The organism is Pseudomonas sp. CH235, from assembly GCF_004368175.1.
GTDB classification, from domain to species: domain Bacteria; phylum Pseudomonadota; class Gammaproteobacteria; order Pseudomonadales; family Pseudomonadaceae; genus Aquipseudomonas; species Aquipseudomonas paraglycinae.
Map to the genome: position 1 here is coordinate 1 of NZ_RRZJ01000004.1, position 15,005 is coordinate 15,005.

Here is a 15,005-nt window from a genome sequence, read left to right on the forward strand (position 1 = left end):
CTGACCGCTGCTCTGACTCGCGTCTGCTCCGAAGTTTTCGGTTCGGCCGTAGTTGAATTCGACAAGATCGACAGCGCTCCAGAAGAAAAAGCTCGCGGTATCACCATCAACACCGCGCACGTTGAGTACAACTCGAACATTCGTCACTACGCTCACGTTGACTGCCCAGGTCACGCTGACTACGTGAAGAACATGATCACTGGTGCTGCGCAGATGGACGGCGCGATCCTGGTTTGCTCGGCCGCTGATGGTCCGATGCCACAAACCCGTGAGCACATCCTGCTGTCCCGTCAGGTAGGCGTTCCGTACATCGTGGTTTTCCTGAACAAGGCTGACCTGGTAGACGACGCTGAGCTGCTGGAACTGGTTGAGATGGAAGTTCGCGACCTGCTGTCCACCTACGACTTCCCAGGCGACGACACTCCGATCATCATCGGTTCGGCTCGTATGGCGCTGGAAGGCAAAGACGACAACGAAATGGGCACCACCGCTGTTAAGAAGCTGGTGGAAACTCTGGACAGCTACATCCCAGAGCCAGAGCGTGCTATCGACAAGCCTTTCCTGATGCCAATCGAAGACGTGTTCTCGATCTCGGGTCGCGGTACTGTTGTGACCGGTCGTATCGAGCGCGGTATCGTTCGCGTTCAAGACGCCCTGGAAATCGTTGGTCTGCGTGACACCACCACCACCACCTGCACCGGTGTTGAGATGTTCCGCAAGCTGCTGGACGAAGGTCGTGCTGGCGAGAACTGCGGCGTTCTGCTGCGTGGCACCAAGCGTGACGACGTTGAGCGTGGTCAGGTTCTGGTTAAGCCGGGTTCGGTTAAGCCGCACACCAAGTTCACCGCAGAAGTTTACGTTCTGAGCAAGGAAGAAGGCGGCCGTCACACTCCGTTCTTCAAAGGCTACCGTCCACAGTTCTACTTCCGTACTACTGACGTGACTGGTAACTGCGAGCTGCCAGAAGGCGTTGAAATGGTAATGCCAGGTGACAACATTCAGATGACTGTTACCCTGATCAAAACCATCGCGATGGAAGACGGCCTGCGTTTCGCAATCCGTGAAGGCGGCCGTACCGTTGGTGCTGGTGTCGTAGCTAAAATCATCGAGTGATCTCTTTATTGAGTCAGCTTTGATGAGTTGAAAAAGCCCCCGCTTAGCGGGGGCTTTTTTATTGGGTTGACACCTATCTGGGGCGTCTATAGAATTGCGCCTCCTTTTAACGGGCGTATTGCGCCCGGTGGGAATAGCAGCCGGAGTCTGAAATCCAATGCAAAATCAGCAAATCCGTATCAGGTTGAAGGCTTTTGACCATCGCCTGATCGACCAATCAACCCAGGAAATCGTGGAAACCGCGAAACGTACTGGTGCTCAAGTGCGTGGTCCAATTCCACTGCCTACCCGTAAAGAGCGGTTCACCGTTCTGGTTTCCCCGCACGTCAACAAAGACGCGCGTGACCAGTACGAGATCCGCACTCATAAGCGCGTTCTGGACATCGTCCAGCCAACGGATAAAACCGTTGATGCACTTATGAAGCTTGATCTTGCGGCCGGTGTGGAAGTGCAGATCAGCCTCGGCTAAGACTCGGTCTTGGTCGTGTAACGCTCTGAAATGGGCGGCCATAGCGGGTGAAAGCCCCGTACACTCATGAGGTTTACAACATGACTATTGGTGTAGTCGGTCGTAAAGCGGGTATGACCCGTATTTTCACCGAAGAAGGTGTCTCCATTCCGGTCACGGTCATTGAGATCGAGCCGAATCGCGTCACCCAGTTCAAAACTGAAGAAACCGATGGCTATCGTGCAGTGCAAGTCACTGTCGGCGAGCGTCGTGCTTCCCGTGTAACAGCTGCTCAGGCTGGCCACTTCGCCAAAGCGAACGTTGCCGCTGGTCGTACCGTAATGGAATTCCGCCTTGAAGAAGGCGAGTACCAGGCCGGCGATCTGATCAACGCTGAAATCTTCGCTGCTGGTCAACTGGTTGATGTAACCGGTCAGTCCAAAGGTAAAGGCTTCCAGGGTACGATCAAGCGTTGGAATTTCCGCGGGCAAGATAACACCCACGGTAACTCCGTATCCCACCGCGTCCCAGGCTCTATCGGCCAGTGCCAGACTCCTGGTCGTGTATTCAAGGGCAAAAAAATGTCCGGTCATATGGGCGCTGAGCGCGTGACCGTGCAGTCCCTGGAAGTAGTGCGCGTGGACGCTGAACGCAATCTGTTGCTGGTCAAGGGTGCTGTTCCTGGCGCTACTGGCGGCAACCTGGTTGTACGTCCAGCAGCCAAGGCTCGCGGTTAAGGGGAAGCTGACATGCAATTAAATGTAAATGACGCTCAAGCGATCGAAGTTTCCGAACTGACATTTGGCGGCGAATTCAACGAGACGCTGGTTCACCAAGCAGTCGTGGCCTACATGGCCGGCGGCCGTCAAGGTAGCAAGCAGCAAAAGACCCGTTCCGACGTTCGTGGTGGCGGTAAGCGCCCATGGCGTCAGAAAGGTACTGGCCGTGCTCGTGCCGGTACTATCCGTAGCCCAATCTGGCGCGGCGGCGGCACCACTTTCGCAGCTCGTCCACAGGATCACTCGCAGAAGCTGAACAAGAAGATGTATCGCGCAGCAATGCGTTCCATCCTTGCTGAGCTGGTGCGTACTGATCGTCTGGTCGTGGTTCAGGATTTCGCAGTTGAAACTCCGAAAACCAAAGACCTGCTGGGCAAACTGAACAACATGAGCCTGACCGACGTTCTGATCGTGTCGGACGCTGTTGATCAGAACCTGTACCTGGCTGCTCGCAACCTGCCACACGTAGATGTACGTGACGTGCAAGGTTCCGATCCAGTTAGTCTGATCGCATACGACAAGGTGTTGATCACCGTGTCGGCCGTGAAGAAATTCGAGGAGCTGCTGGGATGAACCAGGAACGCGTATTTAAAGTTCTGCTTGGCCCGCACGTTTCCGAGAAGGCTACGGTTCTGGCAGACAAGAAAGGCCAGTTCGTTTTCAAGGTTGCTACTGACGCAACCAAGCTGGAAATCAAGAAGGCCGTCGAAAGCCTGTTCAGCGTGAAAGTTGAGCGTGTTACTACCCTGAACGTTCTGGGTAAGAGCAAGCGCACCGCTCGCGGTCTGGGCAAGCGTAATGACTGGAAGAAGGCAGTTATCTCCCTTCAGCCAGGCCAAGATCTCGATTTCAGCAGCAGTGCTGAGTAAGGAAGGGGTGCATCATGGCAATCGTTAAATGCAAACCGACTTCCCCTGGCCGCCGTTTTGTGGTCAAGGTGGTCAACCAGGAGCTGCATAAAGGCGCTCCTCACGCACCGCTGCTCGAGAAAAAATCGAAGACTGGTGGTCGTAACAACAATGGCCGTATTACCACTCGTCACATCGGTGGTGGTCATAAGCAGCATTACCGTATGGTCGATTTCCGTCGCAACGACAAAGATGGCATCGTCGCCACTGTTGAGCGTATCGAATACGATCCAAACCGTACTGCTCACATCGCACTGCTCTGCTACGCAGACGGCGAGCGCCGCTACATCATCGCCCCTAAAGGCGTGAGTGCTGGCGACACGCTGATCGCAGGTGCCCTGGCTCCAATCAAGCCAGGTAACGCTCTGCAACTGCGCAACATTCCAGTCGGTTCTACCGTACACGGCATCGAACTGAAGCCAGGTAAAGGCGCACAGATCGCTCGTTCCGCTGGTGCTTCGGCTCAGCTGATCGCTCGTGAAGGCGTTTACGTGACCCTGCGTCTGCGTTCCGGTGAAATGCGTAAAGTATTGGCTGAGTGCCGTGCGACCCTGGGCGAAGTCTCGAACTCCGAGCACAGCCTGCGTTCGCTGGGTAAAGCTGGTGCCAAGCGCTGGCGTGGCGTTCGCCCAACCGTTCGTGGTGTTGCCATGAACCCGGTTGACCACCCACATGGTGGTGGTGAAGGTCGTACCTCTGGTGGTCGTCATCCGGTATCGCCATGGGGCTTCCCGACTAAGGGCGCGAAGACTCGTGGTAATAAGCGTACCGACAAAATGATCGTCCGTCGTCGCAAGTAAATAGAGGGATACGACAGTGCCACGTTCTCTGAAAAAAGGTCCTTTTATTGATCTTCACCTACTGAAGAAGATCGAAGTGGCGGCGGAAAAGAACGATCGCAAACCAATTAAGACTTGGTCGCGTCGTTCGATGATCCTGCCACAAATGGTCGGTTTGACCATCGCTGTACACAACGGTCGTCAGCACGTCCCAGTTCTCGTAAACGAAGACATGGTCGGCCACAAACTGGGCGAGTTCGCCGGTACCCGCACTTATCGCGGGCACGTGGCAGACAAGAAAGCCAAGCGTTAAGGGGTAAGGAAATGGAAGTAGCCGCTAAGTTGTCGGGCGCTCGAATCTCCGCCCAGAAAGCCCGCTTGGTCGCCGACCAGATCCGCGGGAAGAAGGTGGGCGAAGCGCTCAACCTGTTGGCTTTCAGCAGTAAGAAAGCCGCCGAGATCATGAAAAAAGTGCTGGAGTCGGCCGTAGCCAACGCCGAGCATAACGAAGGCGCAGACGTTGATGACCTGAAGGTCAGCACCGTTTTCGTCAACGAAGGGCGTTCGCTGAAGCGCATCATGCCACGTGCCAAAGGCCGTGCTGATCGCATCGTCAAGCGGTCTTGCCATATCACTGTCAAGGTTGCTGACAAGTAACGGAGTCGAAGAGATGGGTCAGAAAGTACATCCCATTGGCATTCGCCTGGGAATCGTCAAGGAGCACACCTCCGTCTGGTACGCAGACGGTCGGACTTATGCGGACTACTTGTTCGCTGATCTGAAGGTGCGTGAATACCTCCAAGACAAACTAAAAAGCGCGTCCGTAAGCCGTATCGATATCCATCGTCCGGCCCAAACTGCACGCATCACCATCCACACCGCTCGTCCAGGTATCGTTATCGGGAAGAAAGGTGAAGATGTTGAGAAGCTGCGTCAGGACCTGACCAAGCAAATGGGTGTGCCTGTGCACATCAATATCGAAGAGATCCGCAAGCCGGAACTCGACGGTATGCTGGTTGCGCAGAGCGTAGCTCAGCAGCTGGAGCGTCGTGTAATGTTCCGTCGCGCCATGAAGCGCGCTGTACAGAACGCCATGCGCATTGGTGCCAAAGGCATCAAAATCCAAGTGAGCGGTCGTCTCGGCGGTGCTGAAATCGCACGTACTGAATGGTATCGCGAAGGTCGTGTGCCACTGCACACCCTGCGTGCCGACATCGACTATGCCAACTACGAAGCTCACACCACTTACGGTGTGATCGGTGTAAAGGTTTGGATCTTCAAAGGCGAAGTAATTGGTGGTCGCCAAGAAGAGCTGAAGCCACAAGCACCAGCGCCTCGTAAAAAAGCTGCTAAGTAAGGGGTACGCCAAATGTTGCAACCTAAGCGTACGAAGTTCCGCAAGCAGATGACCGGCCACAACCGTGGTCTGGCACTGCGCGGTAGCAAAGTCAGCTTCGGCGAGTTCGCGCTGAAGTCTGTAGCTCGTGGTCGTCTCACCGCTCGTCAGATCGAGTCAGCGCGTCGTGCTCTGACCCGTCACGTAAAACGTGGCGGCAAGATCTGGATCCGTGTATTCCCGGACAAGCCGATCTCCAAGAAGCCTCTCGAGGTTCGTATGGGTAAAGGTAAGGGTAACGTGGAGTACTGGGTTGCCCAGATTCAGCCAGGCAAAGTCCTGTATGAAATCGAGGGTGTTTCTGAAGAGCTGGCGCGTGAGGCTTTCGCCCTGGCTGCTGCAAAGCTGCCGCTCGCCACCTCCTTTGTTAAACGGACGGTGATGTGATGAAAGCGAATGAACTTCGTGAAAAATCCGCACAGCAGCTGAACGAGCAACTGCTCGGCTTGCTGCGCGACCAGTTCAATCTGCGCATGCAGAAAGCAACTGGCCAGTTGGGGCAGTCTCATCTGCTCTCGCAAGTTAAGCGTGACATCGCTCGCGTGAAGACTGTGCTCAACCAGCAGGCAGGTAAGTGATCATGGCTGAAGCCGAAAAAACTGTCCGTACGCTGACTGGCCGTGTTGTCAGCGACAAGATGGACAAAACCATCACCGTTCTGATCGAGCGTCGCGTTAAGCACCCGATCTACGGTAAATACGTTAAGCGTTCGACTAAGCTGCACGCGCACGACGAAACCAATCAGTGCCACATCGGCGACAAAGTCACTATTCGTGAAACTCGTCCGATGGCCAAGACCAAGTCTTGGGCGCTGGTTGATGTTCTCGAACGCGCTGTGGAAGTCTAAGGGCTAGGGGTCGGAGAAATTATATGATTCAGACTCAATCCATGCTCGATGTGGCCGATAACAGCGGCGCTCGCCGCGTTATGTGCATCAAGGTGCTGGGTGGCTCCCATCGTCGTTACGCTGGTATCGGTGACATCATCAAAGTTACCGTGAAGGAAGCAATTCCTCGCGGTAAGGTGAAAAAAGGCCAAGTGATGACTGCTGTTGTAGTCCGCACTCGTCACGGCGTACGTCGTGCTGATGGCTCCATTATCCGCTTTGATGGCAACGCTGCTGTTCTTCTGAACAACAAGCAAGAGCCGATCGGCACCCGTATCTTTGGGCCAGTGACCCGTGAACTTCGTACTGAGAAGTTCATGAAGATCGTCTCGCTCGCCCCAGAAGTGCTGTAAGGAGATCCGACATGCAAAAGATTCGTCGTGACGACGAGATCATCGTGATCGCCGGCAAAGACAAAGGTAAGCGCGGTAAGGTGCTGAAGGTTCTTGCTGACAACCGTCTGGTTGTTGGTGGTCTGAACCTGGTCAAGCGTCATACCAAGCCTAACCCGATGTCGGGCGTACAGGGCGGTATCGTCGAGAAAGAAGCGCCACTGCACGCTTCCAACGTCGCCATCTTCAACGGCGAAACCAACAAGGCTGACCGCGTTGGTTTCAAAGTAGAAGACGGTAAGAAAATTCGTGTCTTCAAGTCGACCCAAAAAGCGGTTGATGCTTGAACACTGCTAGGTAGAAGACCATGGCACGACTAAAAGAGATTTACCGGAAGGAAATCGCTCCGAAACTTAAGGAAGAACTTAAGCTTTCGAACGTGATGGAAGTTCCGCGCGTTACCAAAATCACCCTGAACATGGGTCTGGGCGAAGCGATCGGCGACAAAAAAGTCATCGAGCACGCTGTTGCTGACCTGGAAAAGATCACCGGCCAGAAAGTCGTTGTGACCTACGCTCGCAAATCCATCGCTGGCTTTAAAGTCCGTGAAGGTTGGCCGATCGGCGTCAAAGTGACCCTGCGCCGTGAGCGTATGTACGAGTTCCTGGATCGTCTGCTGTCGATCTCCCTGCCTCGGGTTCGCGACTTCCGCGGCCTGAATGCCAAGTCCTTCGATGGTCGTGGCAACTACAGCATGGGCGTGAAAGAGCAGATCATTTTCCCGGAAATCGACTACGACAAGATCGATGCTCTCCGCGGTCTGGACATTACCCTGACCACCACTGCCAAGAACGATGATGAAGGCCGCGCTCTGCTGCGTGCTTTCAAATTCCCGTTCCGCAACTGATTGGAGTAGGAAAATGGCCAAGAAGAGCATGAAAAACCGTGAGCTGAAGCGTCAGCTCACCGTTGCCAAGTACGCCGTCAAGCGTGCAGCGCTGAAAGCTATCATCGTTGATCTGAACGCAAGTCCAGAAGCGCGTTGGGAAGCTACCGTAGCTCTGCAGAAGCAGCCACGTGACGCAAGCGCCTCGCGCATGCGTAACCGTTGCCGTCTGACCGGTCGTCCGCACGGCGTTTACCGCAAGTTCGGCCTCGGCCGTAACAAATTGCGTGAAGCGGCAATGCGTGGTGACGTACCAGGTCTGGTTAAAGCCAGCTGGTAATTGCTGTCAAAGCCTTGATGGTCGGGGTCGCAAGAACCTGACCATCGGTGGCCTTGAACTTGAATCAAGCCCCTTTTGGGGCTTGATTCATTTCTGGGGTATGTCTAGAATGACCGGCTCGCCTGAGCCCGTGTTTTTTATGCCCGGAATTTCTCGGCGACAAGTAGTAGCCGCAAGGCTAATTTTTCTGTATTAGGAGCGTCTAGCCCATGAGTATGCAGGACCCGTTAGCGGACATGCTAACTCGAATCCGTAATGCCCAGATGGCTGAAAAGTCCGTCGTAAGCATGCCGTCTTCCACGTTGAAGGTGGCTGTAGCAAAAGTCCTGAAGGACGAAGGTTACATCGCGGGTTATCAGATCAGCAGCGAAACCAAACCACTGCTGTCCATCGAGCTGAAATACTTCGAAGGCCGTCCGGTCATCGAGGAAGTGAAGCGCGTTAGCCGTCCAGGCCTGCGTCAGTACAAGTCCGTCGAAGAACTGCCAAAAGTACGTGGCGGTCTCGGTGTGTCTATCGTCTCCACCAACAAAGGTGTGATGACTGATCGTGCTGCGCGCGCTGCCGGTGTCGGCGGCGAAGTTCTTTGCACTGTGTTCTAAGGGGGGATAAGCATGTCTCGCGTCGCTAAGAACCCCGTTAAGCTGCCAGCCGGTGTCGAAGTAAAATTCGCAGGCCAACAGCTTTCGGTGAAGGGTGCCAAGGGTACTCTTGAACTGAACGTCCATTCGTCCGTTGAAGTCGTTGAAGAAGCCGGTGAGCTGCGTTTTGCTGCTCGCAATGGCGATCAACAGACTCGCGCAATGGCCGGTACCACTCGTGCGTTGGTAAACAACATGGTCCAGGGCGTAAGCCAAGGCTTCGAGCGTAAGCTCCAGCTGGTCGGTGTTGGTTACAAAGCGCAAGCAAAAGGTCAGGTGCTGAACCTGGCTCTTGGCTTCTCGCACCCAGTGGATTACGAACTGCCGGAAGGCATCACCGCTGAGACTCCTAGCCAGACCGATATCCTGATCAAGGGCATCGACAAGCAGCTGGTAGGTCAAGTGGCCGCCGAGATCCGCGACTTCCGTCCACCAGAGCCGTACAAAGGCAAAGGTGTGCGCTACGCGGACGAAGTCGTCCGTCGTAAAGAAGCCAAGAAGAAGTAGGGCATAGCAAATGACCGACAAAAAAGTTACTCGACTGCGTCGCGCTCGCAAAGCACGCCTGAAAATGCACGAACTCGAAGTCGTGCGTCTCTGCGTGTTCCGCTCTTCGCAGCACATCTACGCCCAGGTCATTTCGGCCGACGGCAACAAAGTCCTGGCAAGCGCCTCGACTTTGGATAAAGAACTGCGTGATGGCGCCACTGGCAACATCGACGCGGCCACTAAGGTTGGCCAGCTGGTCGCTACGCGTGCTAAGGCCGCTGGCGTCTCGCAGGTGGCTTTCGACCGCTCTGGCTTCAAGTACCACGGCCGCGTTAAAGCGCTGGCTGATGCTGCTCGTGAAGCTGGGCTGGAGTTCTAAGTTATGTCAAATAACGACCAAAAGCGCGACGAAGGCTACATCGAGAAGCTGGTTCAAGTTAACCGCGTAGCCAAAACCGTTAAAGGCGGCCGTATCTTCACTTTCACCGCGTTGACCGTGGTTGGTGATGGTAAAGGGCGTGTTGGCTTCGGCCGTGGCAAGTCGCGTGAAGTGCCTGCTGCGATCCAGAAGGCAATGGAAGCTGCTCGCCGCAACATGATCCAGGTTGATCTGAACGGCACCACTCTGCAGTACGCAATGAAGTCCGCCCATGGCGCTTCGAAGGTGTACATGCAGCCTGCTTCTGAAGGTACCGGTATCATCGCTGGCGGCGCTATGCGTGCTGTCCTCGAAGTTGCTGGCGTTCAGAACGTTCTGGCCAAGTGCTACGGCTCGACTAACCCTGTAAACGTGGTTCACGCCACTTTCAAGGGTCTGAAGGCTATGCAGTCTCCTGAATCCATTGCAGCCAAACGTGGCCTGCGTGTTGAGGAGATCAAGTAATCATGGCTACCGTTAAAGTTACGCTGATCAAAAGCATGACCGGCCGCATCCCTAACCACAAACTGTGCGTTAAGGGTCTGGGTCTGCGTCGCATCGGTCACACTGTAGAAGTCCAGGATACTCCCGAGAATCGCGGGATGATCAACAAGGCTTACTACATGCTGCGTGTCGAGGGTTAATCGATGAAACTCAATGATCTGAGTCCAGCGCCGGGTTCCCGTCGCGAAAAGCATCGTCCGGGCCGTGGTATCGGTAGTGGTTTGGGTAAGACTGGTGGCCGTGGTCACAAAGGTCAGACTTCCCGCTCCGGTGGCACCATTGCTCCAGGCTTTGAAGGCGGTCAACAGCCGCTGCATCGTCGCCTGCCGAAGTTCGGTTTCGTTTCCCTGAAAGCCATGGGCCGCGCAGAAGTGCGTCTGTCCGAGCTGGCTAAAGTGGAAGGCGACATCGTCACCGTGCAGTCCCTGAAAGATGCCAACGTGATCAACGTCAACGTACAGCGTGTGAAAATCATGCTGTCCGGTGAAGTGACTCGCGCTGTCACTATCGGCAAGGGAATCGGCGCCACCAAAGGTGCGCGTGCGGCTATCGAAGCAGCTGGCGGCAAGTTCGAGGAATAAATGGCTAAGCAAGGTGCTCTCTCTGCGCTCGGCAAAGGCGGTATGTCTGAACTCTGGGCTCGTCTGCGTTTTCTGTTCCTGGCGATTATCGTCTACCGAATAGGCGCACACATCCCGGTTCCAGGTATCAACCCGGACCGACTCGCAGACCTGTTTCGACAGAATGAGGGGACCATTCTTAGCTTGTTCAACATGTTTTCCGGCGGCGCGCTGGAGCGGATGAGCATCTTTGCACTGGGGATCATGCCGTACATTTCGGCATCGATCATCATGCAGTTGATGACCGCCGTCAGCCCGCAGCTGGAGCAGTTGAAGAAGGAAGGTGAAGCTGGCCGTCGCAAGATCAGCCAGTACACCCGCTACGGCACCGTCGTCCTCGCTCTCGTTCAGGCCATTGGCATGTCCATTGGTCTGGCGGGGCAGGGCGTTGCGTTCACTGGTGACTTTGGCTTCCATTTCGTCGCGGTCTCCACGTTTGTGGCTGGCGCGATGTTCATGATGTGGCTGGGTGAGCAGATTACTGAGCGTGGTGTAGGCAACGGTATCTCGATGTTGATTTTTTCGGGTATCGTCGCCGGTCTTCCGAGAGCAATCGGGCAGTCTTTCGAGTCTGCGCGTCAGGGCGATATCAACATCTTCGCTTTGGTTGCCATCGGTTTGCTGGCAGTAGCGATTATCGGTTTCGTGGTGTTCATTGAGCGTGGTCAGCGTCGTATCGCTGTTCACTACGCCAAGCGTCAGCAGGGCCGCAAGGTTTTTGCTGCGCAGACAAGCCACTTGCCGCTGAAGGTGAACATGGCCGGTGTTATTCCGGCTATTTTCGCGAGCAGCATTTTGCTGTTCCCGGCTTCGTTGGGTGCCTGGTTTGGTCAGTCTGAAGGTATGGGCTGGTTGCAGGACATCTCGCAGTCGATCGCTCCTGGTCAGCCGTTGAATATTCTGCTGTTTAGTGCAGGGATTATTTTCTTCTGCTTCTTCTATACGGCGTTGATGTTCAATCCGAAAGACGTAGCGGAAAACCTGAAGAAGTCCGGTGCCTTTATTCCGGGCATCCGTCCAGGTGAGCAGTCCGCACGCTATATTGATGGCGTTTTGACTCGCTTGACCATGTTCGGTGCTCTTTACATGACGGCCGTGTGCTTGTTGCCCCAGTTCCTGGTGGTTGCAGCAAACGTTCCGTTCTACCTTGGCGGGACCTCGTTGCTGATCGTGGTCGTGGTTGTGATGGACTTCATGTCCCAAGTACAATCGCACCTCGTTTCGCACCAGTACGAATCCCTGATGAAGAAAGCCAACCTGAAGGGTTACGGCAGCGGCATGTTGCGCTGAGTACCCATAAGGTTCGAGGAGTTGGTGATGAAAGTTCGTGCATCGGTGAAAAAGCTGTGCCGTAACTGCAAGATTATTCGCCGCGAAGGTGTTGTTCGAGTAATTTGCAGCGCGGAACCGCGTCACAAACAGCGCCAAGGCTGAGTGTGATTGTGCTTCAAGCCCGGTAGCTAGTGCGCTACCGGGTTGATTATTTGTTATTACAGCGATATTATCTCGCGCCCTATTTCTTGGCTTCCGGGGCGTAGGTAGCTGTCAATTGGAGTCCCACTGAATGGCCCGTATTGCAGGCGTTAACATTCCAGATAACAAGCATACTGTTATCTCGCTGACCTACATCTATGGTGTTGGTCGCACTACTGCACAGAAGATCTGTGCAGAGACTGGGGTAAACCCAGCCGCAAAGATCAAGGATCTGAGCGACGAGCAGATTGAACAGCTGCGTGGCGAAGTGGCGAAGTTCACCACTGAAGGTGACCTGCGTCGCGAAATCAACATGAAAATCAAGCGCTTGATGGACCTCGGTTGCTATCGCGGTCTGCGTCATCGTCGTGGTCTGCCAGTACGCGGTCAGCGTACCAAGACCAACGCGCGTACCCGTAAAGGTCCGCGTAAGCCGATCCGCAAGTAATCGCCCCAGCGAATCGACAGGAATTTAATCATGGCAAAACCTGCTGCTCGTCCTCGTAAAAAAGTTAAAAAGACAGTGGTTGATGGCATCGCCCACATCCATGCTTCTTTTAACAACACCATCGTGACCATCACCGACCGTCAAGGTAACGCTCTTTCCTGGGCTACCTCCGGTGGTTCGGGTTTCCGCGGTTCCCGCAAGTCCACCCCGTTCGCTGCTCAAGTAGCTGCTGAGCGTGCTGGTCAAGCTGCGCTGGAATACGGCCTGAAAAACCTCGACGTGAACGTCAAGGGTCCAGGTCCAGGTCGTGAATCCGCAGTCCGCGCTTTGAACGGCTGTGGCTACAAGATCGCCAGCATCACCGACGTGACGCCAATCCCGCACAACGGGTGCCGTCCGCCGAAGAAGCGCCGCGTGTAATCCAGGAGATTGTAAAGAATGGCTCGTTACATTGGTCCAAAATGCAAACTCGCTCGTCGCGAAGGCACCGATCTCTTCCTGAAGAGCGGCGTGCGCGCGATCGAATCGAAGTGCAACATTGAAGCAGCACCTGGTATCCACGGCCAACGCCGCGGTCGCCAGTCCGACTACGGCACCCAACTGCGTGAAAAGCAGAAGGTCCGTCGTATCTACGGCGTTCTCGAGCGTCAGTTCAGCGGCTACTACAAAGAAGCTGCTGGCAAGAAAGGTGCAACTGGTGAAAACCTGCTGCAACTGCTCGAATGCCGTCTGGACAACGTTGTATACCGTATGGGCTTTGGTTCGACTCGTGCCGAATCCCGTCAGCTGGTATCGCACAAGTCGATCAGCGTTAACGGTCAGACCGTAAACGTTCCGTCCTACCAGGTTCGTGCTGGTGACGTGGTTGCTGTTCGCGAGAAAGCAAAAAACCAACTTCGCATTGTCCAAGCTCTCGATCTGTGTGCCCAACGTGGCCGCGTAGAATGGGTAGAAGTAGACACTGAGAAGAAGTCGGGCGTTTTCAAGAACGTTCCTGCTCGCAGTGATCTGTCCGCCGACATCAACGAAAGCCTGATTGTCGAGCTCTACTCCAAGTAAGGGCTAGAAAATAGGTGCATCCATGCAGATTTCGGTAAATGAGTTCCTGACACCCCGCCACATTGATGTGCAGGTTGTCAGTCCAACCCGCGCCAAGATCACTCTCGAGCCTCTCGAGCGTGGTTTTGGCCACACCCTGGGCAACGCGCTGCGCCGCATCCTGTTGTCCTCAATGCCCGGCTGCGCAGTAGTCGAGGCCGAGATTGACGGTGTGCTCCACGAGTACAGCGCCATCGAAGGTGTACAGGAAGACGTAATTGAAATCCTGTTGAACCTTAAAGGTCTGGCCATCAAGCTGCACGGTCGTGACGAAGTTACGCTGACCTTGTCGAAGAAGGGTTCGGGGGTGGTTACCGCTGCCGATATTCAGCTGGATCATGATGTCGAGATCGTTAATCCCGATCACGTAATCGCTAACCTGGCGTCTAACGGCGCCCTGAACATGAAGCTCACCGTAGCTCGTGGTCGTGGTTATGAACCAGCAGACTCGCGTCAGAGCGATGAAGACGAAAGCCGCAGCATCGGTCGCTTGCAGCTTGACTCTTCGTTCAGCCCGGTTCGCCGTATCGCATACGTGGTGGAAAACGCCCGTGTCGAGCAGCGCACCAACCTGGACAAGCTGGTTATTGATCTGGAAACCAACGGTACTCTGGATCCTGAAGAGGCTATCCGCCGCGCTGCAACCATTCTGCAACAGCAGTTGGCTGCGTTCGTCGACCTCAAAGGTGACAGTGAGCCAGTGGTTGTCGAGCAGGAAGACGAGATCGATCCGATCCTGCTTCGCCCGGTTGACGATCTGGAACTGACTGTACGTTCGGCTAACTGCCTTAAGGCGGAAAACATCTACTACATCGGCGACCTGATTCAGCGTACCGAAGTAGAGCTGTTGAAGACTCCGAACCTGGGCAAGAAATCCTTGACTGAAATCAAGGACGTTCTGGCCTCCCGCGGTCTGTCCCTCGGCATGCGCCTCGACAACTGGCCGCCTGCAAGTCTTAAGAAGGACGACAAGGCGACTGCCTGATCGTCGTAATCACCGAACGTAGTGTTTGGTAAGGAATGAACCATGCGTCATCGTAAAAGTGGGCGTCACCTGAGCCGCACCAGCTCGCACCGCAAGGCCATGTTCCAGAACATGGCGGTGTCGCTGTTCGAGCACGAGCTGATCAAAACTACTCTGCCAAAAGCCAAAGAACTGCGCCGCGTTGCCGAGCCGCTGATCACTCTGGCCAAGACAGACAGCGTTGCTAACCGTCGTCTGGCTTTCGACCGTACTCGTTCGAAAGCTATCGTTGGTAAGCTCTTCAACGACCTGGGCAAGCGTTACGCTACCCGTGAGGGTGGCTACCTGCGCATCCTCAAGTGCGGTTTCCGCGCTGGCGACAACGCGCCTATGGCGTACGTCGAACTGGTTGATCGTGCTGTCGGCGGTGAAGCTGTATCCGCTGAGTAAGACATCAGTCTGAAACAAGGAACCGGGCCTAGT

Annotated in this window: 29 protein-coding genes; all 29 read left to right on the plus strand. The window is 54.9% G+C overall.

All coding sequences use genetic code 11. From position 1 onward, the window contains the following. Window positions 1-1,113: elongation factor Tu (gene tuf / locus EIY71_RS05515; protein ID WP_134020863.1), on the plus strand; the 1,113-nt coding region annotated here is incomplete at its 5' end. Window positions 1,114-1,270: 157 nt separating this feature from the next. Continuing rightward, a complete protein-coding gene (rpsJ, locus tag EIY71_RS05520) occupies window positions 1,271-1,582 on the plus strand; it encodes a 30S ribosomal protein S10 (protein ID WP_003186070.1) in 312 nt (103 codons plus the stop codon). Between the two features lie 80 nt (window positions 1,583-1,662). Beyond that, window positions 1,663-2,298 carry a 50S ribosomal protein L3 gene (rplC, locus tag EIY71_RS05525; protein ID WP_007955641.1) on the plus strand — a complete coding sequence of 212 codons (636 nt, stop codon included), beginning with the start codon at window positions 1,663-1,665 and terminating at the stop codon, window positions 2,296-2,298. A gap of 12 nt (window positions 2,299-2,310) precedes the next feature. After that, entirely contained in the window at window positions 2,311-2,913 is a 603-nt protein-coding gene (rplD, locus tag EIY71_RS05530; protein ID WP_003228735.1) for a 50S ribosomal protein L4, read from the plus strand. Continuing rightward, window positions 2,910-3,209: a 50S ribosomal protein L23 gene (gene rplW, locus EIY71_RS05535; protein WP_002555488.1), complete on the plus strand. Its 300-nt coding sequence runs from the start codon at window positions 2,910-2,912 to the stop codon at window positions 3,207-3,209. Before rplD ends, rplW begins: the two co-directional genes overlap by 4 nt. A 14-nt stretch (window positions 3,210-3,223) precedes the next feature. After that, window positions 3,224-4,048: a 50S ribosomal protein L2 gene (gene rplB / locus EIY71_RS05540; RefSeq protein ID WP_008018194.1), complete on the plus strand. Its 825-nt coding sequence runs from the start codon at window positions 3,224-3,226 to the stop codon at window positions 4,046-4,048. Window positions 4,049-4,064: 16 nt separating this feature from the next. Further along, complete coding sequence (gene rpsS / locus EIY71_RS05545) at window positions 4,065-4,340, plus strand: 30S ribosomal protein S19 (protein WP_003228731.1); 276 nt, start codon at window positions 4,065-4,067, stop codon at window positions 4,338-4,340. Window positions 4,341-4,351: 11 nt separating this feature from the next. Beyond that, a complete protein-coding gene (gene rplV, locus EIY71_RS05550; protein ID WP_003103908.1) occupies window positions 4,352-4,684 on the plus strand; it encodes a 50S ribosomal protein L22 in 333 nt (110 codons plus the stop codon). Window positions 4,685-4,697: 13 nt separating this feature from the next. After that, window positions 4,698-5,384: a 30S ribosomal protein S3 gene (gene rpsC, locus EIY71_RS05555; protein ID WP_003176422.1), complete on the plus strand. Its 687-nt coding sequence runs from the start codon at window positions 4,698-4,700 to the stop codon at window positions 5,382-5,384. 12 nt (window positions 5,385-5,396) lie between these two features. Further along, window positions 5,397-5,810 carry a 50S ribosomal protein L16 gene (rplP, locus tag EIY71_RS05560; protein ID WP_003228729.1) on the plus strand — a complete coding sequence of 138 codons (414 nt, stop codon included), beginning with the start codon at window positions 5,397-5,399 and terminating at the stop codon, window positions 5,808-5,810. Next, window positions 5,810-6,001, plus strand: coding sequence for a 50S ribosomal protein L29 (gene rpmC / locus EIY71_RS05565; protein WP_002555481.1), 192 nt, complete (start codon window positions 5,810-5,812; stop codon window positions 5,999-6,001). The genes rplP and rpmC overlap by 1 nt, the downstream gene beginning before the upstream one ends. Window positions 6,002-6,003: 2 nt before the next feature. Continuing rightward, window positions 6,004-6,270, plus strand: a complete 267-nt coding sequence (rpsQ, locus tag EIY71_RS05570) for a 30S ribosomal protein S17 (RefSeq protein ID WP_003194644.1) — start codon at window positions 6,004-6,006, stop codon at window positions 6,268-6,270. 23 nt (window positions 6,271-6,293) lie between these two features. Further along, window positions 6,294-6,662 carry a 50S ribosomal protein L14 gene (rplN, locus tag EIY71_RS05575; RefSeq protein ID WP_002555479.1) on the plus strand — a complete coding sequence of 123 codons (369 nt, stop codon included), beginning with the start codon at window positions 6,294-6,296 and terminating at the stop codon, window positions 6,660-6,662. Window positions 6,663-6,673: 11 nt separating this feature from the next. Then, window positions 6,674-6,988, plus strand: coding sequence for a 50S ribosomal protein L24 (rplX, locus tag EIY71_RS05580; protein WP_003186046.1), 315 nt, complete (start codon window positions 6,674-6,676; stop codon window positions 6,986-6,988). Window positions 6,989-7,008: 20 nt separating this feature from the next. Next, on the plus strand, window positions 7,009-7,548 hold the full coding sequence (gene rplE, locus EIY71_RS05585; RefSeq protein ID WP_003210069.1) for a 50S ribosomal protein L5: 540 nt from the start codon (window positions 7,009-7,011) through the stop codon (window positions 7,546-7,548). 13 nt (window positions 7,549-7,561) lie between these two features. Then, window positions 7,562-7,867, plus strand: a complete 306-nt coding sequence (rpsN, locus tag EIY71_RS05590) for a 30S ribosomal protein S14 (RefSeq protein WP_007955639.1) — start codon at window positions 7,562-7,564, stop codon at window positions 7,865-7,867. A 209-nt stretch (window positions 7,868-8,076) separates the two neighbouring features. Further along, window positions 8,077-8,469 carry a 30S ribosomal protein S8 gene (gene rpsH / locus EIY71_RS05595; RefSeq protein ID WP_011336171.1) on the plus strand — a complete coding sequence of 131 codons (393 nt, stop codon included), beginning with the start codon at window positions 8,077-8,079 and terminating at the stop codon, window positions 8,467-8,469. Between the two features lie 12 nt (window positions 8,470-8,481). Further along, the gene (gene rplF, locus EIY71_RS05600; RefSeq protein WP_011336170.1) at window positions 8,482-9,015 is read left to right on the plus strand and encodes a 50S ribosomal protein L6; all 534 of its coding nucleotides are present in this window, start codon (window positions 8,482-8,484) and stop codon (window positions 9,013-9,015) included. A gap of 10 nt (window positions 9,016-9,025) precedes the next feature. Beyond that, window positions 9,026-9,376, plus strand: coding sequence for a 50S ribosomal protein L18 (gene rplR / locus EIY71_RS05605; RefSeq protein WP_003186037.1), 351 nt, complete (start codon window positions 9,026-9,028; stop codon window positions 9,374-9,376). 3 nt (window positions 9,377-9,379) lie between these two features. Continuing rightward, window positions 9,380-9,880: a 30S ribosomal protein S5 gene (rpsE, locus tag EIY71_RS05610; RefSeq protein ID WP_007955637.1), complete on the plus strand. Its 501-nt coding sequence runs from the start codon at window positions 9,380-9,382 to the stop codon at window positions 9,878-9,880. A 2-nt stretch (window positions 9,881-9,882) separates the two neighbouring features. Beyond that, window positions 9,883-10,059 carry a 50S ribosomal protein L30 gene (gene rpmD, locus EIY71_RS05615; RefSeq protein WP_003176408.1) on the plus strand — a complete coding sequence of 59 codons (177 nt, stop codon included), beginning with the start codon at window positions 9,883-9,885 and terminating at the stop codon, window positions 10,057-10,059. Between the two features lie 3 nt (window positions 10,060-10,062). Beyond that, the gene (gene rplO, locus EIY71_RS05620; protein ID WP_134020865.1) at window positions 10,063-10,500 is read left to right on the plus strand and encodes a 50S ribosomal protein L15; all 438 of its coding nucleotides are present in this window, start codon (window positions 10,063-10,065) and stop codon (window positions 10,498-10,500) included. Then, window positions 10,501-11,829 (plus strand): preprotein translocase subunit SecY, encoded by a 1,329-nt coding sequence (gene secY, locus EIY71_RS05625; RefSeq protein WP_003228718.1) that lies wholly within the window; start codon window positions 10,501-10,503, stop codon window positions 11,827-11,829. A gap of 27 nt (window positions 11,830-11,856) precedes the next feature. Beyond that, window positions 11,857-11,973 carry a 50S ribosomal protein L36 gene (rpmJ, locus tag EIY71_RS05630; protein ID WP_002555468.1) on the plus strand — a complete coding sequence of 39 codons (117 nt, stop codon included), beginning with the start codon at window positions 11,857-11,859 and terminating at the stop codon, window positions 11,971-11,973. A gap of 130 nt (window positions 11,974-12,103) precedes the next feature. Further along, complete coding sequence (rpsM, locus tag EIY71_RS05635; protein ID WP_009045849.1) at window positions 12,104-12,460, plus strand: 30S ribosomal protein S13; 357 nt, start codon at window positions 12,104-12,106, stop codon at window positions 12,458-12,460. A 30-nt stretch (window positions 12,461-12,490) separates the two neighbouring features. Further along, a complete protein-coding gene (rpsK, locus tag EIY71_RS05640; RefSeq protein ID WP_002555466.1) occupies window positions 12,491-12,880 on the plus strand; it encodes a 30S ribosomal protein S11 in 390 nt (129 codons plus the stop codon). An 18-nt stretch (window positions 12,881-12,898) separates the two neighbouring features. Beyond that, window positions 12,899-13,519 carry a 30S ribosomal protein S4 gene (gene rpsD / locus EIY71_RS05645; protein WP_003176404.1) on the plus strand — a complete coding sequence of 207 codons (621 nt, stop codon included), beginning with the start codon at window positions 12,899-12,901 and terminating at the stop codon, window positions 13,517-13,519. A 22-nt stretch (window positions 13,520-13,541) separates the two neighbouring features. Continuing rightward, window positions 13,542-14,543 (plus strand): DNA-directed RNA polymerase subunit alpha, encoded by a 1,002-nt coding sequence (gene rpoA / locus EIY71_RS05650; RefSeq protein WP_003186012.1) that lies wholly within the window; start codon window positions 13,542-13,544, stop codon window positions 14,541-14,543. A 42-nt stretch (window positions 14,544-14,585) separates the two neighbouring features. Continuing rightward, window positions 14,586-14,972, plus strand: a complete 387-nt coding sequence (rplQ, locus tag EIY71_RS05655; protein ID WP_007955635.1) for a 50S ribosomal protein L17 — start codon at window positions 14,586-14,588, stop codon at window positions 14,970-14,972. Window positions 14,973-15,005: the final 33 nt, after the last annotated feature.